The sequence below is a fragment of the Parasphaerochaeta coccoides DSM 17374 genome, assembly GCF_000208385.1.
Taxonomy (GTDB): Bacteria; Spirochaetota; Spirochaetia; order Sphaerochaetales; family Sphaerochaetaceae; genus Parasphaerochaeta; species Parasphaerochaeta coccoides.
The window spans coordinates 1,113,179-1,133,466 of sequence record NC_015436.1 but is presented as its reverse complement, the minus strand read 5'-3'; the positions used below and the strand labels follow the sequence as shown (position 1 = coordinate 1,133,466).

The following is a 20,288-nucleotide window of genomic DNA, read 5'->3' as shown; positions in this document are numbered from 1 at the left end:
TCTCCCATCCATCTTTACCGGGAAAGCAGAGCATTCCATTTTTTGTTGACATCCCTGCATGCCTGTGATTCATCCACTGTCTGCAAGATGCCGCCGTGCATCAGCAGCTTGCCCTGACAAAATACCGTGTCTATGTCCGAGGATTGGAGGGAATACACCATGGCGGAGAACGGATCATTGAGGGGATTCATATGGGTTGCCTGTGTCGATACCAAAATGATGTCTGCTTCCTTGCCAACCTCAAGAGTCCCTATCAGATGGGACAATCCCAGAGCCTGCGCTCCCCCCAAAGTCGCCGCACGCAGCATGTCAAACGGCAGGGGAGGCTGTCCTGCTGAAAACAAACGGCTGACCAGCATGGCGACATGCAACTCCTCGCACATGTTCAGGTTGTTGTTACTGCTTGCTCCATCTGTGCCTATGGCGACGGTGAGGCCGTTCCGCATGAATTTCGCCACAGGGGCCACACCGCTGGACAGTTTCAAATTGCTGGAAATATTGTGGACTATGGCAGTAGGACAATCTTTGAGCAAGGAGATTTCTTCATCAGTGATGAATACCCCGTGGGCAAGATAAGACGGAACAGTGAATATTCCCAAGGATTCCAGATAAAGAGCAGGAGTCATCCCTGTTTCTTTCACGCAGTCATCGACTTCCTTGCGCGTTTCGCTGAGATGAGTGTGAAAAGCACAGCCGCGTTCCCGGACAAAATCACGTGCATACCGATATGTCTCGGCGCTTGTCGTGTAGATTGCGTGCGGCGCAGCATCAATCCTGATACGGTTCGAAGCAAGGGAGGCTTCCTGCTCCAGGGCAGGCAAACGTTCAGCGAACCGGCGTCTGGAGTCATCAATGTCGCCGAAGAAAGTCAAACCCAGGCACGCCCTCATTCCGGCTTCCCTGACCACCTTGGCCGTTTCATGTGCAAAGAAATACATATCGGCAAACGTGGTCGTGCCACTACGGATTAGCTCGGCTGCTCCAAGCCGTGACGCAGCCTCAACGTCTGCGGTATGAAGTTTTTCCTCAATGGGGAATATCTCCGCCAGCCAGTCTTGGAGTGAAGGAGAAGAATCCTTGTAATTACGCATCAGTCCCATGGAAAGATGGGTATGGGCATTGACAAAAGCGGGAAGGGCAAGCATCCCGGTGGCGTCAATCACCATGTCGGGAAGAAAACTTTCCGGCCTGTTTGTTCCGACAAAGACAATTTTCTTGTCCTCAATGCCGATGTCGCCCTGAAAAAACAACCCTTCTTGTGTCATGGGAAGGATTGTTGCATGTGTGATAAGCGTTTTCATGGAAGCATACTAGCATGCGGGGGGAACCCTGTCAGCCGGATATCATTGGAATGCTGTTTCTCAGGCTATGACGTCCTCCGTATGCCCGACGGACGTGCGCTTGATCTTCTTGGTACTGGTCATGTCCATTGCCTCATCAAGAATGATAATCCTGGATATTTTCTTGTATGCTACCAGCGTTCTGTTCACCTCGGCGACTACTTTCTCCAGATCCTTGCGAATCACGGTCTTGTCCGTGATGCCTTTTCCCTTGTAGTAGTCCGAGTTTGGAAATATAAGAACCTCAATTGCTTCTTTTTTCAGCGCCTTGTCAGCAATATATCCTCGTACCAAAACCTGTTCTACCTGGGGATACAGCTGGAATCCATCTTCGATTTCCTCAGGATAGACATTCTTGCCGCCATCGGTGACAATCATGTTCTTTATGCGTCCTTTGAGATACACATAGTTTTCTTCATCGATTGACCCAAGGTCTCCGGTACGCATGTATCCATCCTTGGTGAAAAGCTCCGCAGTCTGTTTCGGATCCTTGTAATATCCTTGGCAGATATTCGGCCCTTTGACTACCAGTTCTCCGACGCCTGAGGCATTCGGTGAATCTACTTTCATTTCAACAAGAGGAAAGATCATCCCGATGGAATCAATCTTGAACTTGCTTACAGGGTTGAGAGTGAGGATGGGAGAAGCTTCAGTCAAACCATACCCTTGGATAAAATCCAGACCAAGCTGCTGGAACTGACGGAAGACCTGAGGAGCAAGCGGTCCTGCTCCACAGATGCAAATACTGTTCTCCAGCATGCCGATTCCGCTTAACATAGTCTTGAACCATTTCTTTCCCATGTTGATGCCAAAACGACGTTTCAGGATGCCGTTAATCTTCATCAGCAGCCTGATGACTCCATAGGCAAGCAGCCCCTTCTCCCGTACCTTTTTCATCAAGCCTGCAAGCAGTTTGTTGTAAAGCAGAGGGATTCCGAGAAATATGGTGACATGCCCAGTCTTCATGTCAGATAGCAGCTTCGTCACTGCCATGGAGGAACCGAATACGGCTTCGCTGCCATGGAGAATGCTCTCAAGGAAGACAGCAGTAGTACAGTAGCTATGATGCAGAGGCATGAAGACGTAGAAGACATCTTCATGGGAGATGTTAAGGAAAATGCCATCACATGCTTGGTAAGCATCGCTGGTCAGGTTCGTATGAGTCAGTATGGCACCTTTTTCATTACCGGTAGTTCCGCTGGTGAAAAGTATCGCCGCCACGCTGTCAGAGGAAATCAGGACTCTCTCATGCGCGTGTTGGGGTTTGATGTTCATGATGTCGGAATATGTCGTCTGTTTCTTGCCCTTGCCGGAACGTAGCAGTACGACTCCCTTCAAGCTGCGAAACCACGGATGTGATTTATCAAACTTCTCCACATGTCCATAATCCGCAAACAGGAATACGGAATCACTGAACTGTCCCAGCTCCAACATCCGCTGTTCAGCCATCTGGGTATCCAGAGGAACGGCAACGGCGCCAGCAAAAAGGATTGCAAGATAAGCCAGTCCCCACTGTGGGGAATTTGCTCCTGTCAGGACTACCTTTTCTCCCGGTTTCACGCCCGCTTCAATGAGATATCCAGCTATCCGCATGATTTCTCTGTGGACATCCCGGTATGTCAGGGTGTTCTTGCCTGGATCAAAGACAGTAAAACATGCCCTGTCAGGATGTCGTTCCAGTGAGATAAGGAATAGTTCCGGTATTGTCGGCCAGTCGCCTTGTACCAGCTTTCCTCTATATGCGTTCAGGATATCCCAGGAATGTTTCATGCGTGCAATCCTTTCGGGGGCTCTCCGGATGGATTCCGGTCCCTACATGGCACATATTCAGACATGAGTGATAGAAAATAACTATGCCAGCATAGTATGCCATATGCCATGGCGAATTATTACAAAGAAAGCATTCAGTGTCAATAAAAGAGCATTTTTTTATAAAATATAGAGGTAGGTTTATAGTTAAGATATACTATGTGTCATTTTCTTGTAGTTCTGTTGTCATGTGAAGCTCCATCATGATAGTGTTTACACCACACAAAGCCGGAAATGGAGTGGTACTATGAAAGTGGTTGAAAGCATCGTTAACCGTACCAGGCGTTTCGCCGAAGATGTCGGAAGTACGGAGCTGTCGTTCCACGGCTATGTCTACAATCCACTGGAATACGCTTGGGATATCCACGAGCAATACCTGCGCCGCTATGTGCGTCCGGAGGCTGAAATCATGTTCATGGGAATGAATCCCGGTCCATTCGGCATGGTGCAGACAGGCGTTCCTTTCGGTGAGGTCGAAGCCGTCCGTTCATGGCTTGGTCTTTACGGACCGGTGGGGCATCCGTCTCCTGAGCATCCTGGACGTCCAGTGGAAGGTTTCTCCTGTAGAAGGAGCGAGGTCAGCGGACAACGGCTCTGGGGACTGATGAAAGAAAGGTTTGGTTCCCCCGACATATTTTTCTCCCGTCATTGCGTTATGAATTACTGTCCTCTTGCTTTCCTTGATTCCGGTCCCCGTGCTCGCAATGTGCCTGTTGATGTCCTTCCCGCTGATGAACGCCGCAGGCTGGAGGACATCTGTTCCGCGTATATCGCCGATATCATCACCATGGTGAACCCGCGAGCTCTGGTAGGGGTGGGAGGCTATGCGCGGAAGAAACTGGAGAACATTATCCGTGGCATGTCGCTTTCCGGCCATTCTCTTCCTATGGTGACCGGCATCCTCCATCCCAGCCCAGGGAATCCCGCAGCAAACAAAGGTTGGGCGCAGCAGGCGTCCGATGCTTTGGAAAAGGCCGGACTATGGAATCCCGTGCCGGCAGGCTCGACAGCCGGTTAATCTCCTGCTATCGTGCTTTTATGACGGCAATTCATCCATCATATGCCAAAGTGAACCTTCATCTTGAAGTCGGGGCAAAAGGCTTCGACGGCTATCATGACATCTCCACGGTCTTTCATCTTGTCAGTCTCCATGACGATGTTTCGGTGGAATTAAGATTGTCTGATAAGTTCTCTTGTTCCGTGACCGGACTTGAAAGCATATGCCGTCCGGGTGAGGACTCTCTCCATCGGGCGGCGGAAGCTTGGTGCCACGCCACGGGACGCCCGCTTTCCTTGGACATCCGTGTCACCAAACGCATACCTTCCGGCGCCGGGCTAGGCGGAGGCTCGTCAAACGCGGCAACGCTCCTTTCCATTCTGGATGCCGCTGCTCCGGGAGGATACTCCATGGGAAGAAAACGACTGATGGAGCTGGGGACTACATTGGGAAGCGATGTGCCATTCTTTCTTTCGGGATACACTGCGGCCATCGGGGAGGGGAGAGGCGAAAGGCTCACGCCGCTTAAGGCAGTCCGCGATGCCCATGCCTTGATTGTCATGCCGCCGTTTTCCGTTTCTACGCCTCATGCATACCTAAGTCTGGACACTCTCAGGGGGGGAGATTCCGTCTCTTTACACCGGTTTTCATTTATGGCAGGGGATTCATCACGTCTGTCATCCCTGCTTGAAGATGATGTGACCAAATGGATGTTTTCCAATGACTTCCGCTTGACTTGTGGTCATGAGGATGTCTATGACGCGCTTGAAGCCCTTGGACGGAAAGTCCCCGGCGTGTTTTCGTCTTTGACAGGGAGTGGAGCCGCATGGGTGTTCATCAGCAGGAAGCTTTTGTCCCTGAAGGATATCCAAACTCAGATTTCAAGACTGTTTGGGGTGAGATTTGTTATGTTTTCTGCAATTTTGTTGTTTTCTTGAAGATTCGGTGGTAAAATTGCCAAAAAGTTGCACTGCGGAGGGGCTTCCATGGAAATAACGGAAATTCGTGTCAGAAAAGTTAAGGATGCCGGGAAACTCAAGGCTTACGTAACGATTACATTCGATTCCAGTTTTGTTGTTCACAATATCAAAGTCATCAGTGGCCATAATGGGGATTTCATTGCCATGCCTAGCCGTCAGACCAAGACTGGGGAATATAAAGATGTGGCTCATCCCATTACGACGGAATTGCGGGATGCCCTCCAATCTTCAATCTTGGAGGCATATGCCAACGCCCAGGATGAGCCTTTTGAAGATGAAGACAGGATTGACGTTTGATTGGATGAGATAAGAGTGACGGTAGCATAAGGGATGACATGGGTACGGTAAAGCCGCACGAAGTGATTAGCCCATTTTTGTGTACCATCATGAAAACTACTTCTTCGTTGCGAAGGAGTGAAGGAGTCTTTGTCTTTCTTTTACGAAGTTGATTCTATCACGTATTTATAGATGTACGACAGGAGATTTGCTACAGGGAAGGCAGGATTCGAACCTACGCATGCCGGTATCAAAAACCGGAGCCTTAACCACTTGGCTACTTCCCTCTGGAACATCACTCAGGCATTCAGCCCGGAACCATAATACCATAGCGAAGTCATGGGGTTTTGTCTAGCAGAACAGCGGCACAACAGTCAAATCGCGTACAATTCGCGCACGATTAAACACAAAAAAAGGACGAAAATAGGCTTTTGCGTTTATCCTCATATTGACAATCGGAATGGCTTATGCAAATGCAAAAGAAAGTCTTCGTGCTGAAAAACGGAAAAGAGGAAAAGACATGAAAGAAAAAACCAAAGTATATTTCACTCGTGATATAAGCGCAGACGGGCTTTTGAAAGTATATGAAAAAATCAAAGCTCCGATAAGTGGCAAGGTAGCGATAAAATGGCACTCCGGCGAACCGTATGGCCCGAATATCCTTCCGGTCAATATGGTGAAGACTTTGCAGCAAAGTATTCCCGACAGCGCACTGGTCGAGACAAATGTCTATTATGACGGCCCTCGCCAGACGACGGAAGGTCACAGAGATGTCTTGAAAACGAACGGCTGGACATTCTGTGATGTCGATATCATGGACGCGGACGGCGCGGTGATGCTGCCCCTCAAAGGCGGAAAGCATTTCACGGAAATGTCTGTGGGCAAGAATCTTGTGAATTACGATTCGATGGTCGTATTGACTCATTTCAAAGGACACGTAATGGGCGGCTTTGGCGGGTCGATGAAAAATATCGCCATTGGAAACGCGGACGGGAAGATAGGCAAGAAAATGATACATACCGACCCGAACGGAGACCAATGGTCGATTAACGGCAAACACCTCATGGAAACCATGGCTGAATCCGCCAAGGCAAGCATTGACTTCTTCGGAGAGAAAATCGTTTATATCAATGTCCTGCGCAACATGTCGGTAGATTGCGATTGCGCCGGAATCACAGCCGCTCCTCCCAAGGCGCGCGATATAGGAATACTCGCTTCAGCGGATATACTGGCCGTAGACCAAGCTTCCATTGATATGGTCTACGCCCTGCCTGATGCAGAGCTGCACGATTTGAAGGAACGCATTGAATCCCGCGAAGGGCTGTACCAGCTGACCTATATGAAACAACTAGGCATGGGCAGCGATGAATATGAACTGGTGGAGATTACATGAAGTTCATGAACTACGTTTCCCGCTTTGCTTGCAATTCTCCGGAATTCTGTAGTAACATTCCAGTTCGTGCGAAACGTGTCGCACGGGAAGCGTCGCTTCCTATCCCATGGTAATCGGTTCAGAGGATGCTCTATGGAGGATGTCCTGTGGCCGATGAGAGTATCAGGAGAAAATATGAAAGATACAAGCAAGACTTTGAGCGCGGAGCTGCGCACTGGGGACTTTGGTTCTTCCGGCAGCCGTCGTGTCGTCCGATCCGGAAAGATTCCCGCCGTCATTTATGGCAAGAACACACCTCTGCATATTACGATAGACGCACAGGAGTTCCGTCTTAAGAGACGATATTTCACTGAAACAAGCCTGCTGAGCATCGTCCTGAGCAAGAAAAAACATGAATGCCTGGTTAAGGACGTTCAGGAAGACCTGCTCAACAACCGCATCAAGCATGTGGACTTCTATGAAGTCACCAGCGGACAGACGCTCCATACCCGTGTCAACATTGAACTGACCGGTAATCCCGTAGGCGCACGTGACGGTGGAGTCCTGGAACACATCCTGTTTGATATAGAAATCGAAAGCCTTCCTGCCAACCTTCCGGAAGTCATCCGTGTCGATGTGTCACAGCTGGGCTTGAACGACGTCCTGACTGTCGGTGATGTCGTTTGGCCGGTAGGTGTCAAAGCCCTTGCTGACGCCGAGACTGCGGTTGCTACGGTCAAGTCAATCAGGGAAGAACTTCCTGGTTCCGGTGAAGCTGGTTCCTCGGAACCAGAGGTGATTAAAGAGAAAAAAGAGAAAGCCGAATAGGAGCGTCTTCCAGAGGAGCCGGTTCCTGAGTGATGATTGCATGCGGACTGGGTAATCCCGGTACAGAGTATGAGCATACCCGCCATAACGTCGGTTTTGATGTCGTGGCCACTGTAGCAGCGTTTCTTCATGTACCCATGAGGAAACGCTTTTGTCGTCCTTATGAGCGTGGTGACGGATTTTTTTCTTCAGGAACCCGCTTCGTCCTCATGCGTCCGCTGACCTTCATGAATGGAAGTGGAAGAATCCTGAAGTATGTCCAGAGATTGCTCAGGCTTCCTGGAACTGACCTGATTGTCGTCTGTGACCAGATGGACTTGCCCTGTGGAAGCATACGGATCAGGAAAGGTGGAAAAGACGCCGGACACCGTGGGCTGAAGTCAATCATCCAGCATTATGGCTCGGAGGATTTCATCCGGCTGTACATCGGAGTAGGCCGCCCGTCGGCAGGAACGTCGGTGGTGGAGCATGTGCTTAGTCGTCCGGCTCCGGATGAAGTCCCCGCTTTTCAGAAAGGGATAGCAAGAGGCGCGGACGCCTTGGCCGCGCTACTGGCCGGAAGACCCTTGCAAGAGGTGATGAATGAGTTCAATGGAAAAATCCCAGACTAGCAAAACGGACAACACAGGTATTGCCGAAAGGCAAACGGAGAGGAACGTGGGTGAAGCCTCTGTTCCGGTGCTTGACCGTATACGCTCATTCTTTTCTTCCCGTTCATGGAATCCCCGTGAAGGCATTGTAGTGGCTTTTTCCGGAGGAGCCGATTCCTCCGCCTTGCTATATCTGCTGTCCCGCCTTGTCCCTGCCTCATCCCTCGTCGCTGTCTATGTGAATCACAGGCTTCGTCCCGCAGAGGAACTGGCAGGAGAAATAGCCCATAATACGTGCTTTTGCGCTAAACTTGGCATAGAAATTAAAATTGTTGATAGTGGAGAAGATGTCATTTCAAACCGGGCAGCACAGGAAGGGGATGGCATTGAAGCCGCGGCACGAGCTGTCCGTTATGAAATCCTTGAAGCGGAGAGAGCGCGGCTTGGTTTTCCATGGATTGCGACAGGACACACATCTGACGATCAGATGGAGACCATCCTCCATAGGCTTCTCCGTGGCTGTTCCGTGGCGGCGCTTCGGGGTATCGAGCCTGTGAACGGTTCGGTGATACGGCCGCTCCTCGATGTTTCAGGCACCGTGCTTCGTTCCCTTTTGAAAGATAAAGGACTGTCATGGTCGGAAGATTCCACGAACGCCATGGATGATTATACCCGCAACAGGATACGTCATGACCTCGTTCCTGTCATCATGGATATATTCCCCTCCGCCAGGGAGACATTGTACGGATTCAGCAAGAGGGCAGGAGCCGCCGCACGTTTCATGGAAGTCTCGTTGCCACGGTTTGCAGACTTCTTCACGTATGATGAAGGAAATGTTTCCGCACCCTTGGATTTCCTGCGTTCCTTGGAGAGGCATGTCATGGGAGAAGCAGTCTTTGGCTTATGGAACTTACTCCATCAGAAGGAAGGCAGGAACCCCCGAAAGCTTGGTTTCGCGGCTTTGGAACGCCTTCAGGATATGATTGCGGCAGGAGAAGGGCGAATATTTGCATGGGGAAGTGAAGCTTTTGTTGCCGATGGACGTTTCTGGTGGCATTTTAGGGAAGAAGGGAGCACCGGATGGTGCATCCCTTTGGAAGCGGGAGAAGGAAAGACATTGCTGCCCGATGCCTCTTGGTGCGTGATACGTGAAGCCTTGACGGAAACATTTTCTGTGGCCGACCAGCGTCTACATATCTGCCATGAAGCCCTTGTCGCTCCTCTGATGCTGCGGACATGGGAGGAAGGTGACAGGATGATGCTGACGGAAGGCACGAAAACAATTTCAGACATGCTGTCCGCTTGGAAGATTCCTGCGCGGGAACGGACACGGGTATTCCTTTTGGAAGATGCACGGGGAATACAGGCTGTCTTTGCCAGTGCTTGGGGCGGACGCGACCGTATGGCCGCGGGTTTGAAGGCGCCTCACCTTGCCGGAAAAAAACTAACACTATATAGTGTGCAGAGAAGGAACGACTGCTGTGGAAAATGATGAAAGAAATGATGTGAAAGACCATCGTCCCGAAGATCAACAGGGCGATGACAAGGGCACAGGAAAGGATGAAAAGAAGAACGTCTTCGATTATTTCAACGGAGATGATTCTTCGCGTCACGGAAAAGGTCCTTCCGGAGGAAGTCCCCGTCGGCCACGAAACAGCATCGCCTTGATAGTGTTCGTCGTGTTGCTGGCTCTGTTCGCCTTCTCATTCTTCAATGATGGAAGACTGGCGTCACAACCAGTTGCTTACTCCGATTTCCTCTCCTTGGTGGGGAACCGTCGGGTCACGGACGTGCGTATTCAGGATAATTCCGTGATTATCTTTACCCTGACTTCCGGGGAACAATATTCAACTCGTATCCCATATTTTGACAACAGTCTGCTTGAGACATTGAAGGATAGCGGCGTCCAGGTGAGTGGAACGGTACGTCAGGCATCTGTCTTTGAAGTGATTCTTCAATATCTGCCGTTGATTATCATTGTTGTCTTCTCTTGGATGATGTGGAGGCAGCTTTCTGCCGGTACGGGCGGCAGGATGATGTCCGGCTTGGGGAAGAACCTGGCCAAGGAATATAAGAAGTCGGACAATAAGACGACCTTCGTCGATGTTGCCGGCCAGGAAGAAGCAAAACTTGAGCTTGAGGAAATTGTTGACTTCCTCAAGGAACCGGCACGCTTCCAGAAAATTGGGGCACGCATCCCCAAGGGAGTCCTGTTGGTCGGCCCTCCCGGAACAGGTAAGACATTGCTGGCCAAGGCCGTGGCCGGAGAAGCCGGCGTTTCCTTCTTCCATACCAGTGGTTCTGATTTCGTCGAAATGTTCGTCGGTATGGGAGCCGCACGTGTCCGGGACCTGTTTGAGCAAGGCCGTAAGAATGCTCCGTGCATTCTGTTCATCGACGAGCTTGATGCAGTGGGACGTACCCGCGGCGGCGGTCTGGGAGGCGGGAATGATGAACGTGAGCAAACGCTGAACCAGATGTTGGTCGAGATGGATGGTTTTGCCACGACTACAGGAGTCATAGTCATGGCTGCGACGAACCGTCCTGATGTCCTTGATCCTGCCTTGCTGAGACCGGGACGCTTTGATCGGCAGGTCACTGTAGCTCTCCCCGATGTTGTGGAACGTGAGGCGATTCTCAGGATACATGCCAAGAAGATTCAATTGGAGCCTAGTGTCGATCTTGGTCGTATTGCCCGCGCCACGCCGGGGTCGAGCGGAGCGGACTTGGCAAACCTGATCAATGAAGCTGCGTTGTTCGCCGCCCGCAGGAAGAAGCTGACAGTAGACATGCAGGATCTTGAGGATGCCCGCGACAAAATACTGCTGGGCGTAGCACGGAACAGTCGCTACATGACCGATGAAGAGAAAAGGGCGACCGCTTATCATGAGTCTGGCCATGCCCTCCTGCACTATTACCTGAAGAATACTGATCCACTGCACAAGGTGACCATCATTCCCCATGGACAAGCCCTTGGGCTTACCATGTCCCTGCCCGTCAAAGAGGTTTACACCAAGAATCGGGCAAGCCTCACGGACTGGATCAAGGTCTGCATGGGAGGCTATGTCGCCGAGGAGATCATCTACGGACAGACGACCACCGGCACGAGCAATGACATCAAACAGGCGACCGACGTAGCACGGCGCATGGTTACAGAGTGGGGCATGAGCCCTCTGGGTTTTGTCAGCTACGGAAGGGAAGATGAGCCACTATTCCTCGGTCGGGAGATTGCCCAGCGCAAGGATTATTCCGAGGCGACTGCCCAGAAAATCGACGAACAGGTGAACAAGATTCTGGATGAGTGCCTTAAGGAAACCCGCTCGCTTCTCACCGACCACCGGGATCATCTGGACAAGTTGACCGATGCTCTTGTGGAGAAAGAGACTCTTGATGATGCCCAAGTCCGTGAACTGCTTGGCTTCCCTGCGGTGGAAAGTGTCACCAGTTTTGTAAAGTAAGGAATTTATGGGAAATAATTCACAACACATAAGGAATTTCTGCATCATTGCGCACATCGACCACGGTAAATCGACGCTGGCCGACCGTTTCATCGAGAAAGCGCGGCTTGTATCTTCCCGTGGTCCCGTGCAGTCGCAAATGCTGGATAACATGGACATTGAACGGGAGCGTGGCATCACAATCAAGAGCCAGGCGGTGAAGATTCCTTATACGGCAGCCGACGGAACCGAATATGAACTGAATTTGGTCGATACGCCGGGACATGTCGATTTTTCCTACGAAGTCTCCCGCGCCATCAGCTCTTGTGAAGGTGCGCTGCTTCTCATAGACGCGTCCCAAGGTGTCGAAGCGCAGACTCTTGCCAACATGTACATGGCCATCGAACATAATCTGGAAATCATCCCGGTGATCAACAAGATTGACTTGCCCAGTGCCGATATCCCGTCATGCCTTCACCAGATTGACCATGACTTGGGCTTGGATCCGGACATGGCCGTTATGGTCAGCGCCAAGACAGGGGAAGGAGTAGACACGTTGTTTGAAAGCATCGTCCAGTTCATTCCACCTCCCACGGGTAATGACAATTCCCCTCTCAAGGCGCTGATTTTCGATTCCCAGTATGACTCCTATCGCGGAGTCATCATCCATGTCAGGATATTCGAGGGGATGTTGAAGGAAGGCGCGACAGCCCAACTCATGCACAACAATGCTGCCTATGAGATAGATGAGGCCGGGGTATTCCAGATGGGACTGGTTCGTACCGGAGAGCTTAAGGCCGGTGATGTCGGCTACTTCCTCGCGGGCATCAAGAACATCAGTGACATACGGGTCGGTGATACCGTGACCTTGGCAAGCAACCCCGCCAAGGAACCACTGGCGGGTTTCAAAGATGTCAAGCCTGTTGTCTTCAGTTCTATCTATCCTGTTGATTCCAACGACTATGAGGAACTTCAGCAAGCGATTGATAAATTGAAGCTCAACGATGCTTCTTTGGTTTATGAGAAGGACTCTTCCGCCGCCTTGGGGTTCGGTTTCCGCTGTGGCTTCCTCGGACTGCTTCACCTTGAGGTGGTACAGGAGCGCATCGAACGTGAATTCGGTCTGTCAATTGTATTCACCAGTCCATCGGTGAAGTACATCGTGACCATGAAGAACGGTGATGTGCTGAACATTGACAATCCGCTGGACTACCCTGATCCCATGAGGGTGGATTACGTCGAAGAACCTTTCATCACCGCCAGCATCATCACACCGGCTACGTTCGTCGGAGCCATTATACCGCTGTGCATGGAGAAACGCGGGGTGCAGTCCGGCATGAACTATCTTGATGAAAAACGGGTGGAGCTTGTCTATGAAATGCCTCTGGCAGAGGTTCTCTTTGAATTTTATGACCGACTCAAGTCCGTGTCACGAGGCTATGCGTCCTTCGACTACCAGGTGTCCGGATACAAGCGGACGGATCTTGTCCGGATGGACATCTTGGTCAACGGGGAGCCGGTCGATGCTTTGAGCCAGCTTGTCTTCCGCGGTACTGCCCAAGCGCGTGGCCGGACGGTATGCGAGAAGTTGAGTACAGAGATTCCCCGCCAGATGTTCAAGATACCTATTCAGGCGGCCATCGGTGGTTCCATCATTGCCCGCGAGACCATCAACGCATACCGCAAGGATGTCACCGCCAAGTGTTACGGCGGAGACATCAGCCGCAAGAGGAAACTGCTTGAGAAACAGAAAGAAGGCAAGAAGCGCATGAAGATGGTCGGAAACGTCGAGATACCGCAGCAGGCGTTCCTTGCAGTTCTTAAGACGGACTCTAAGAAAGAATCATAAATCCGACATGAACATGCGTCATGGTATATGGATGATGCGTGACAAACTCCCCTGATGACAGTATTATCGATGCCAAAGGGGAGGGGAAGGATGATTACGCAGAGACGGTTCGGAACAGATCCATTGGGACAGGCGGTCACCCTGTTCACGCTAACTGCCGGAGACTACTCCGCTGATATCATCACCTACGGGGCGACGCTCGTGGCGTTCCGCACTCCGGATCGGGCTGGCAGGATTAATGACATCGTACTCGGTTTTGATACACTTGACGGGTATCTCCCCAAGAACCAGTATATCGGAAAGACGGTCGGGCGTTTTGCAAACCGGATTGCCGAAGGAACCTTCACTATCGACGGTGAGACATTTCATGCGCGGAAGAATGAACCGACAGCTGTCCTGCATGGTGGAGAAGAAGGCATCAGTAATTATACATGGCATGCGGAAACCTATGAGGCGGATGGAGCCCCCGGCGTCATGTTGAGTCATGTCAGCAAGGACGGTGCCAGCGGATTCCCCGGTAAGTGTACCGTCTCCGTGAGCTATCTTCTTCAAGATGATGGCGCTCTGTTCATTGACTATGATGCATCATCATCAAAACCGACGCCGATTAGCCTGACCAACCATTCTTATTTCAATCTTGCGGGTGCTGCCAGCGGTTCTATCCTGAATCATGTACTCCGGATTTCCTGCAATCGTTATCTCCAGGTCGATGCCAACCTTATTCCGCATGAATCTCCGGCTTCTGTCGAAGGGACAGCCTTTGATTTCCGTTCGGGCAAGCCTATCGGACGCGACATGGGTGGTACGGGGATTGCAGGATATGATCATTGCCTTGTCATGGAAGAAAAGGAAGCCGATGGTCTGCGTGAATTCGCCCATGTGGTCGAACCAACAAGCGGAAGGACGCTCACATGCTATACGACGCTTCCCGCCGTGCAATTCTACACAGCCAACCATCTGGACGGGACAATCAAAGGGAAGGGAGGGCTGGCATATGGCCGACATGCCGGTTTCTGTCTGGAAACCCAAGAGTATCCGGACGCGCCGAACCATCCGGATTATCCGGACTGCATACTCCGTCCCGGTACGGTATGGCGTCATACCACCGTATATGACGCGGGGGTGATCTGAACATGAAAAGAGTACGCATCATGGGTATCACCGGCGGATCAGGTTCGGGAAAATCGACCATTGTCCGCAAGATTTCGGAAATCTGTCCTGATTTCGTTTTCATCCCGCAGGACAATTACTACCGTTCCGCCGAGTATATCAACAACGAAAACATCACGGCTTTCAATTTTGACCATCCCGATGCTTTTGACACTGATTTGCTTCATGCGCATCTTCGCGCACTGAAGCAAGGGAAGCCCATTGACATGCCGCAGTATGATTTCGTCCGGCATCGCCGCAGGCAGGAAATGGTTCATGTGGAACCTCGTCCCTTGGTGATCATTGAAGGACTCATGGTGCTTTATGACAAAAGGATACGCGAGTTGCTTGACTTGAAGCTTTATGTCGATACTCCTGACGATATCCGTTTCATCAGGCGTCTGCGCCGTGATATCTCGGAAAGGGGAAGGACTGCGGAGTCCGTGATTACCCAATATCTGGAGGTAGTCCGTCCCGGTCATTTCAACTTCATTGAGCCTACGAAGAAATACGCTGATCTCATCATTCCAGAGGGTGGATACAATGAGAACGCTCTGCTTGCCTTGATTCCGTTCATCAGGGAGTTGAGCCAGGATTTGTAGGTTCCTCCGGCTTTCGCTTCTGTCGCAGGGGTCTCCGGTATGCTTTCCAGCCGAAACTCAGGCTTTCCCATGAGAATTTGTCAGGGACAGGATCCGCGCCACCCATGAAGAAACGGTTGCAACGCAGGATGCGGGAACTTCCCAAGATAAGGCCGCGGATGATTCCGTGAGTCTCCACGGCTTGGATCATATAGGCGGAACAGGAAGGATGGTAGAGGCACGCGTCGGGCAAGGCGGGGGAAATGTATTTCCTATAGAAACGGAAAGGCATGGTTGCCAGGCGTCTGAGTGGATGTTTTGCGGGGATGGGGTCCTGCGTCATGTCGTACAGGATAGCGCAGGCGCTGGCATTGGGCAATGTATTTGAGTGCATTTGAAGGCGTTGGAATGTGCAATAAGTGCTTCCAGGCATTTGACTTTCCTTGTGGATGTTTATATACTTGCTCCGTCTGATGAGTCTATTTTGTGGAGGAATGCCAGATGGCTGGAAATGTATCTAAGAACGCCAAGGCCCGTACTTCCCTGATCATGAAAAGCCGCTGGGGCGGGGTGATCAAGATGAAGTCCGTCTTTGAGAACGGAAAGTTGCGTCATGTCGCTTATTGCGACAAGAGCGGCAATACGGCGCGTAAAGCAAAAGACCTTATGTAAATGACAGCAATACGAACCTGGAGCTTCGGCTTCGGGTTCTTATTGTATGGGGACATGGCGTCCCGAAATGGTATGTATCCGCTGCCTTTTTACTAAATTATGATAATACTGGAGCATGAGAGTTCGCCACGGGTGTCCGGTGGAAGCATGGGGATTGTACTAATTGAATCGTTCCAGGCAAGATTTCTGTATTCACCGGTTAACTCGTGTGTTATACTTTTGACTAGTATTATATATAAATGAATGTTATGTCATGAGGAGGAAACACGTGAAGCGTTTTTCAAAATCAATTTTTACTTTGGTTCTGGTTCTCGTGACGGTATTTGCGCTTATTGGATGTCAGACTACCGCTCCCAAGGGAACGGTTGAAGCTCCAACGCCGACCACCGTCACAACTCCGGCAGCCACAGCACCCACGCCGGCACCGGTTGTCACCGCACCTACTCCGGTTGTAGAGGAGCCCGTTCCGGCAGCCCCAGTGACTGTTGCTCCGGCGGCGACTCCGGCTTCCGCTCCCGTGGAACTTCCTTTTGGCGTCCAGCTAATCGAGAAGAACGAGGATGGAGCCACGGAGTTCGATCTGTTCATCGTTCATACCAATGATGTTCACGCCCGCATAGATTCCGCTGACGGCGGCATCGGGTACGCCCGCCTTGCCACCATGCTGAATTATGCCCGCTCCATCACTGATAACATCCTCCTCTTGGATGCCGGTGATGTCATTCAGGGAACGGACGTTGCGGCCTCCACGCAGGGAGCGAGCATCGCCAACATTCTCGGCTTGCTGGAATATGATGCCATTGCAGTCGGCGAACATGACTTCGACTATGGCTTCGACCGTTTGCAGGAACTGGTAACAGCAGCAGAAGCCGCTTCTGACGTCAAGGTTCTGAACGCCAATATCCTGGATGCCAATGGATATCTGACCTTCCAGCCTTATCAGGTGTATGACTTCAACGGCTTCACTGTCGTCGTTGTCGGTCTGACCACTCCTGATGCCGCCGTCAATGCCCCCAACGATCTGACATTCCTCGGTTCTTTGGACATCGTCGCGGAGACGCAACAGTACATTGACGAAGCCCGCGCACTGGGAGCCGACTACATCATCGTACTCGGACATGTCGGTGTTGATGAAGGCGAGTCCGGTGTTACCAGCGTCAAGATTGCCGAGGCATTGAATGGCATTGATCTTTTCGTTGACGGACATAGCCACACTGCCATCAAAAATGGTCTCCGCGTCAATGATACGTTGATTGTTCAAGCAGGTGAATACCTGAATAACCTGGGTGTGGTGCAGATTCGTGTCAAGGATGACAAGGTTGTCTTTGAGGACGCACTGCTGGTTCCCGCTTCCGCGGTTCTCGATCCGGCAACTTCCGATCTTGCCAAGGAGTATGGCATCGTTGAAGTTCCTGAGGATCCGACTGTTGCCCAGTACATTGCTTCCGTAGTGGCAGCCGCAGCTCCTGTTTCCGCAGCACCTGTAACCCCTGCTGCTCCCGCTCCCGCTGCTCCCGCTGCTCCCGTAACCCCTGTTGCTCCTGTTGCTCCTGTGGTAACCACGACTGCCGTTGCTGCTCCCGTGGAACTTCCTTTTGGCGTCCAGCTGATTGAGAAGAACGAGGACGGAGCCACGGAGTTTGATTTGTTCATCGTTCATACCAATGATGTTCATGCTCGCGTAGATTCCGCTGACGGCGGCATTGGGTACGCCCGCCTTGCCACCATGCTGAACTATGCCCGCTCCATTACCGACAACATCCTGCTCTTGGATGCTGGTGATGTCATTCATGGAACGAACATTGCAACCTTTACGCAAGGGCAGAGCATCGCCAACATCCTTGGCTTGCTTGAATATGATGCCGTTACACTCGGCAACCATGAGTTCGATTATGGTTTCGAGCGTTTGCAGGAACTGGTGGCTGAAGCGGAAGCCGCTTCTGATGTCAAGGTTCTGAACGCCAATATCCTTGATGCTAACGGGTATCTGACCTTCCAGCCTTATCAGGCGTATGACTTCAACGGCTTCACTGTCGTCGTTGTCGGCATGACCACTCCTGATACCGTTGTCACCGCCCATCCCGACTACACCAAGGGTTTGACTTTTGTCAGTCCTTTGGACATCGTCGCGGAGACGCAGCAGTACATTGACGAAGCCCGCGCCATGGGTGCTGACTACATCATCGTACTTGGACATGTCGGTGTTGACGAAGGCGAGTCCGGTGTTACCAGCGTCAAGATTGCCGAGGCATTGAATGGCATTGATCTTTTCGTTGACGGACATAGTCACACTGCCATCAAGAATGGTCGTCGCGTCAACGATACGCTGATTGTCCAGACTGGTGAATACCTGAAGAACCTGGGCGTAGTGCAGATTCGTGTCAAGGATGACAAGGTTGTCTTTGAAGAAGCCCTGCTGGTTCCCGCTTCCGCGGTTCTTGACCCGGCGACTTCCGATCTTGCCAAGGAGTATGGCATCATCGAGGTTCCTGAGGATCCGACTGTTGCCCAGTACATTGCTTCGGAACAGGCTGCTCTGGCGAATGTAGTGAAGCAAGTCATTGCCTACACTCCTGTCAACCTTGATGGCGAAAGGGCAAATGTCCGCACACGTCAGACCAACCTTTCCAAGCTGGTCGTTCAGGCTATGACTGCTGAGAGCGGAGCTGACTTCTCCATCACCAATGGCGGTGGTATCCGTGCTTCGATTAATGCAGGAAATATCACCTATGGCGATGTCATCACAGTCCTGCCGTTCTCTAATGTCATTGTGGTCGCCGAAATCACTGGTGAAGATGTCTACAAGGCTCTTGAGCATGGTTATCGGCTTCTGCCTGAGCAGAACGGTGCATTTGCCCAGACAGACCTCCAGGTTGTCTACAATCGCTTTGCGGCTCCTGGAAGCAGGATCAAGCTGGTCATGCTCAACGGCAAGGCCATTGACCGCAATGCTACGTATCGTGTCGCTACCAACGACTTCATGGCCGCTGGCGGTGACGGATATGAGTTCTTCGGACGGGTTGTCTCTCGTGGTTCCTTGTTGAGCGATGTACTCATCAACTACCTCAAGGCAAACTATCCTGCAAAGTAAACTGTACGTGTGATATGTACATGGAGCAGCCACCGCGAGGTGGCTGCTTTTTTATCTGTATTGAGGTAGGAGCTTCAAGTCTTGCTTAAGATACAACGGGAATGACACGAACTGGTACAACAGGGGACGCTGTCAACCTACACAATGATATTGACGAACAGCAGGGTTGGCTGGAGCCGCAAAAAAAAACCGGTTTAACGTAGCACATAGATACAAAAAACCGGTTCCATCACGGAACCGGTCATTGCTCCCCCGGACGGACTTGAACCGCCGACAGGGTGGTTAACAGCCACCTGCTCTACCGACTGAGCTACAGGGGAATGCGGAATCCAGCATGCTGGACGCATGGTGTAAATTACTCCATTTACATTCTTGTGTCAAGCTGTGAGAGAACGGGATGTCGCGCGTTTGTGCAACGGAATCTCCTTTTATTGAAATGAAGTGGTCAACACGGATACAGAGAAACTGTGTTGAGAGGAACATAGAAACCGGAATCCCCGCATTTCTTTGCTTGCAGGGAGAGATTTTAGCTGATACCGTGAAGACAGAACGGAGAGGAGGCGAGCGATGCAAACAGTACTTGTTTTCTGTCATCCACGACGGGACAGCTATAACGGCACCCTGTTGTCGGCGGTCACGGAGTGTATTGAAAAGAAAGGCCGGTCATACAAAGTGATTGACCTGTATGCGGACGGTTTCGATCCCCGTCTTGATGCACAAGATTTGGTCTTATACGAGAAAGGACAGACGACTGATGGGAAAGTAAAAGGCTATCAGAAGATGCTTAAGGCATCGGACGAGCTTATCATCATCGCTCCCATTTGGTGGTATGAACTACCGGCCATATTCAAAGGATTTTTGGATAAAGTGCTTCTGCCGGGATTTGCGTATGAGCGTGACAAGAACGGCGACCTTGTCGGGAAACTGACTAACATCAAGCGGACGACTATCATAACGACCTCTGAAGCACCTGCCTACACTCTGCTGAAACCACAGGCCAGTTATGTACGAAGCATCCTGATGAAAGGAGCATTGACAGACATAGGTCTGAAAAATATCATCTGGAAACATATCGGGAACATGAACAGTCCGCGTGGAGAGAAGAAGCGCAAAGACTTTCTGGTGGACATCAAGCATCATTTCACCATGGCGCCATAATGAAGCACATGATTGGAGCGTGCTTGCTACAGCACAAGTACGGCCGAGCCATGCAGAGGGAGATGTAGCGCAGCCCCAGTTCAATAATCTCAAAAACGAAACAGCCATCGGATTTTGCCGATGGCTGAATTTTGTTTTAACGAACAGTCTTTGGTGAAC

Annotated in this window: 17 protein-coding genes and 2 tRNA genes; 14 read left to right on the top strand and 5 right to left on the bottom strand. The window is 51.2% G+C overall.

Annotated elements, in window-relative coordinates:
- Positions 1-14: 14 nt before the first annotated feature.
- Together SPICO_RS05050 and SPICO_RS05045 are read right to left on the bottom strand one after the other, a co-directional pair.
- Positions 15-1,301 (bottom strand): amidohydrolase family protein, encoded by a 1,287-nt coding sequence (locus SPICO_RS05050; protein ID WP_013739598.1) that lies wholly within the window; start codon positions 1,299-1,301, stop codon positions 15-17.
- A 60-nt stretch (positions 1,302-1,361) separates the two neighbouring features.
- Positions 1,362-3,110 carry an AMP-dependent synthetase/ligase gene (locus tag SPICO_RS05045; RefSeq protein WP_013739597.1) on the bottom strand — a complete coding sequence of 583 codons (1,749 nt, stop codon included), beginning with the start codon at positions 3,108-3,110 and terminating at the stop codon, positions 1,362-1,364.
- A gap of 286 nt (positions 3,111-3,396) precedes the next feature.
- Here SPICO_RS05045 and SPICO_RS05040 point away from each other — a divergent pair, with 286 nt between their 5' ends.
- From SPICO_RS05040 to spoVG, 3 genes are read left to right on the top strand one after another with little or no spacing between them, the layout of a single operon-like run.
- The gene (locus tag SPICO_RS05040; protein ID WP_013739596.1) at positions 3,397-4,167 is read left to right on the top strand and encodes a uracil-DNA glycosylase family protein; all 771 of its coding nucleotides are present in this window, start codon (positions 3,397-3,399) and stop codon (positions 4,165-4,167) included.
- The gene (locus SPICO_RS09750; protein ID WP_013739595.1) at positions 4,131-5,084 is read left to right on the top strand and encodes a 4-(cytidine 5'-diphospho)-2-C-methyl-D-erythritol kinase; all 954 of its coding nucleotides are present in this window, start codon (positions 4,131-4,133) and stop codon (positions 5,082-5,084) included. Before SPICO_RS05040 ends, SPICO_RS09750 begins: the two co-directional genes overlap by 37 nt.
- 48 nt (positions 5,085-5,132) lie before the next feature.
- Entirely contained in the window at positions 5,133-5,423 is a 291-nt protein-coding gene (spoVG, locus tag SPICO_RS05030; RefSeq protein ID WP_013739594.1) for a septation regulator SpoVG, read from the top strand.
- A 193-nt stretch (positions 5,424-5,616) separates the two neighbouring features.
- Here the strand turns inward: spoVG and SPICO_RS05025 are convergent.
- Positions 5,617-5,689 (bottom strand) — tRNA-Gln (locus SPICO_RS05025).
- A 233-nt stretch (positions 5,690-5,922) separates the two neighbouring features.
- Between SPICO_RS05025 and SPICO_RS05020 the strand changes: the two genes are divergently transcribed.
- The 8 genes from SPICO_RS05020 (at position 5,923) to udk (ending at position 15,229) form a co-directional block, all read left to right on the top strand.
- A complete protein-coding gene (locus SPICO_RS05020) occupies positions 5,923-6,795 on the top strand; it encodes a DUF362 domain-containing protein (protein ID WP_215904599.1) in 873 nt (290 codons plus the stop codon).
- A gap of 174 nt (positions 6,796-6,969) precedes the next feature.
- Positions 6,970-7,602 carry a 50S ribosomal protein L25 gene (locus tag SPICO_RS05015; RefSeq protein ID WP_013739592.1) on the top strand — a complete coding sequence of 211 codons (633 nt, stop codon included), beginning with the start codon at positions 6,970-6,972 and terminating at the stop codon, positions 7,600-7,602.
- A gap of 32 nt (positions 7,603-7,634) precedes the next feature.
- Positions 7,635-8,213 carry an aminoacyl-tRNA hydrolase gene (pth, locus tag SPICO_RS05010; RefSeq protein WP_013739591.1) on the top strand — a complete coding sequence of 193 codons (579 nt, stop codon included), beginning with the start codon at positions 7,635-7,637 and terminating at the stop codon, positions 8,211-8,213.
- Positions 8,185-9,684: a tRNA lysidine(34) synthetase TilS gene (gene tilS, locus SPICO_RS09745; protein WP_013739590.1), complete on the top strand. Its 1,500-nt coding sequence runs from the start codon at positions 8,185-8,187 to the stop codon at positions 9,682-9,684. The genes pth and tilS overlap by 29 nt, the downstream gene beginning before the upstream one ends.
- Entirely contained in the window at positions 9,674-11,650 is a 1,977-nt protein-coding gene (gene ftsH / locus SPICO_RS05000; protein ID WP_013739589.1) for an ATP-dependent zinc metalloprotease FtsH, read from the top strand. The genes tilS and ftsH overlap by 11 nt, the downstream gene beginning before the upstream one ends.
- A gap of 7 nt (positions 11,651-11,657) precedes the next feature.
- Positions 11,658-13,478, top strand: a complete 1,821-nt coding sequence (gene lepA / locus SPICO_RS04995; RefSeq protein ID WP_013739588.1) for a translation elongation factor 4 — start codon at positions 11,658-11,660, stop codon at positions 13,476-13,478.
- Positions 13,479-13,568: 90 nt separating this feature from the next.
- Positions 13,569-14,609: an aldose epimerase family protein gene (locus tag SPICO_RS04990; protein ID WP_041395076.1), complete on the top strand. Its 1,041-nt coding sequence runs from the start codon at positions 13,569-13,571 to the stop codon at positions 14,607-14,609.
- 2 nt (positions 14,610-14,611) lie between these two features.
- Positions 14,612-15,229 (top strand): uridine kinase, encoded by a 618-nt coding sequence (gene udk / locus SPICO_RS04985; RefSeq protein WP_013739586.1) that lies wholly within the window; start codon positions 14,612-14,614, stop codon positions 15,227-15,229.
- On the opposite strand, the gene yidD is transcribed toward udk, so the two are convergent.
- Entirely contained in the window at positions 15,204-15,641 is a 438-nt protein-coding gene (gene yidD, locus SPICO_RS04980; protein WP_013739585.1) for a membrane protein insertion efficiency factor YidD, read from the bottom strand. The genes udk and yidD overlap by 26 nt on opposite strands.
- 68 nt (positions 15,642-15,709) lie before the next feature.
- Between yidD and SPICO_RS10375 the strand changes: the two genes are divergently transcribed.
- Entirely contained in the window at positions 15,710-15,880 is a 171-nt protein-coding gene (locus SPICO_RS10375; RefSeq protein WP_013739584.1) for a hypothetical protein, read from the top strand.
- 268 nt (positions 15,881-16,148) lie between these two features.
- Positions 16,149-18,971, top strand: coding sequence for a bifunctional metallophosphatase/5'-nucleotidase (locus SPICO_RS04975; protein ID WP_013739583.1), 2,823 nt, complete (start codon positions 16,149-16,151; stop codon positions 18,969-18,971).
- Between the two features lie 247 nt (positions 18,972-19,218).
- Here the strand turns inward: SPICO_RS04975 and SPICO_RS04970 are convergent.
- Positions 19,219-19,291, bottom strand: a tRNA-Asn gene (locus tag SPICO_RS04970).
- Positions 19,292-19,538: 247 nt separating this feature from the next.
- On the opposite strand from SPICO_RS04970, the gene SPICO_RS04965 reads away from it, so the two are divergent.
- The gene (locus tag SPICO_RS04965) at positions 19,539-20,129 is read left to right on the top strand and encodes an NAD(P)H-dependent oxidoreductase (protein ID WP_013739582.1); all 591 of its coding nucleotides are present in this window, start codon (positions 19,539-19,541) and stop codon (positions 20,127-20,129) included.
- Positions 20,130-20,288 lie beyond the last annotated feature (159 nt).

Coding starts and splice junctions, on each gene's coding strand:
- spoVG (WP_013739594.1), top strand. CDS start 5,133: ATGGAAATAACGGAAATTCGTGTCAGAAAAGTTAAGGATGCCGGGAAA.
- pth (WP_013739591.1), top strand. CDS start 7,635: ATGATTGCATGCGGACTGGGTAATCCCGGTACAGAGTATGAGCATACC.
- lepA (WP_013739588.1), top strand. CDS start 11,658: ATGGGAAATAATTCACAACACATAAGGAATTTCTGCATCATTGCGCAC.
- SPICO_RS05045 (WP_013739597.1), bottom strand. CDS start 3,110: ATGAAACATTCCTGGGATATCCTGAACGCATATAGAGGAAAGCTGGTA.
- SPICO_RS05050 (WP_013739598.1), bottom strand. CDS start 1,301: ATGAAAACGCTTATCACACATGCAACAATCCTTCCCATGACACAAGAA.
- SPICO_RS04990 (WP_041395076.1), top strand. CDS start 13,569: ATGATTACGCAGAGACGGTTCGGAACAGATCCATTGGGACAGGCGGTC.
- SPICO_RS05015 (WP_013739592.1), top strand. CDS start 6,970: ATGAAAGATACAAGCAAGACTTTGAGCGCGGAGCTGCGCACTGGGGAC.
- SPICO_RS05020 (WP_215904599.1), top strand. CDS start 5,923: ATGAAAGAAAAAACCAAAGTATATTTCACTCGTGATATAAGCGCAGAC.
- tilS (WP_013739590.1), top strand. CDS start 8,185: ATGAGTTCAATGGAAAAATCCCAGACTAGCAAAACGGACAACACAGGT.
- SPICO_RS05040 (WP_013739596.1), top strand. CDS start 3,397: ATGAAAGTGGTTGAAAGCATCGTTAACCGTACCAGGCGTTTCGCCGAA.
- SPICO_RS10375 (WP_013739584.1), top strand. CDS start 15,710: ATGGCTGGAAATGTATCTAAGAACGCCAAGGCCCGTACTTCCCTGATC.
- yidD (WP_013739585.1), bottom strand. CDS start 15,641: ATGCCTGGAAGCACTTATTGCACATTCCAACGCCTTCAAATGCACTCA.
- udk (WP_013739586.1), top strand. CDS start 14,612: ATGAAAAGAGTACGCATCATGGGTATCACCGGCGGATCAGGTTCGGGA.
- SPICO_RS04965 (WP_013739582.1), top strand. CDS start 19,539: ATGCAAACAGTACTTGTTTTCTGTCATCCACGACGGGACAGCTATAAC.
- SPICO_RS09750 (WP_013739595.1), top strand. CDS start 4,131: ATGGAATCCCGTGCCGGCAGGCTCGACAGCCGGTTAATCTCCTGCTAT.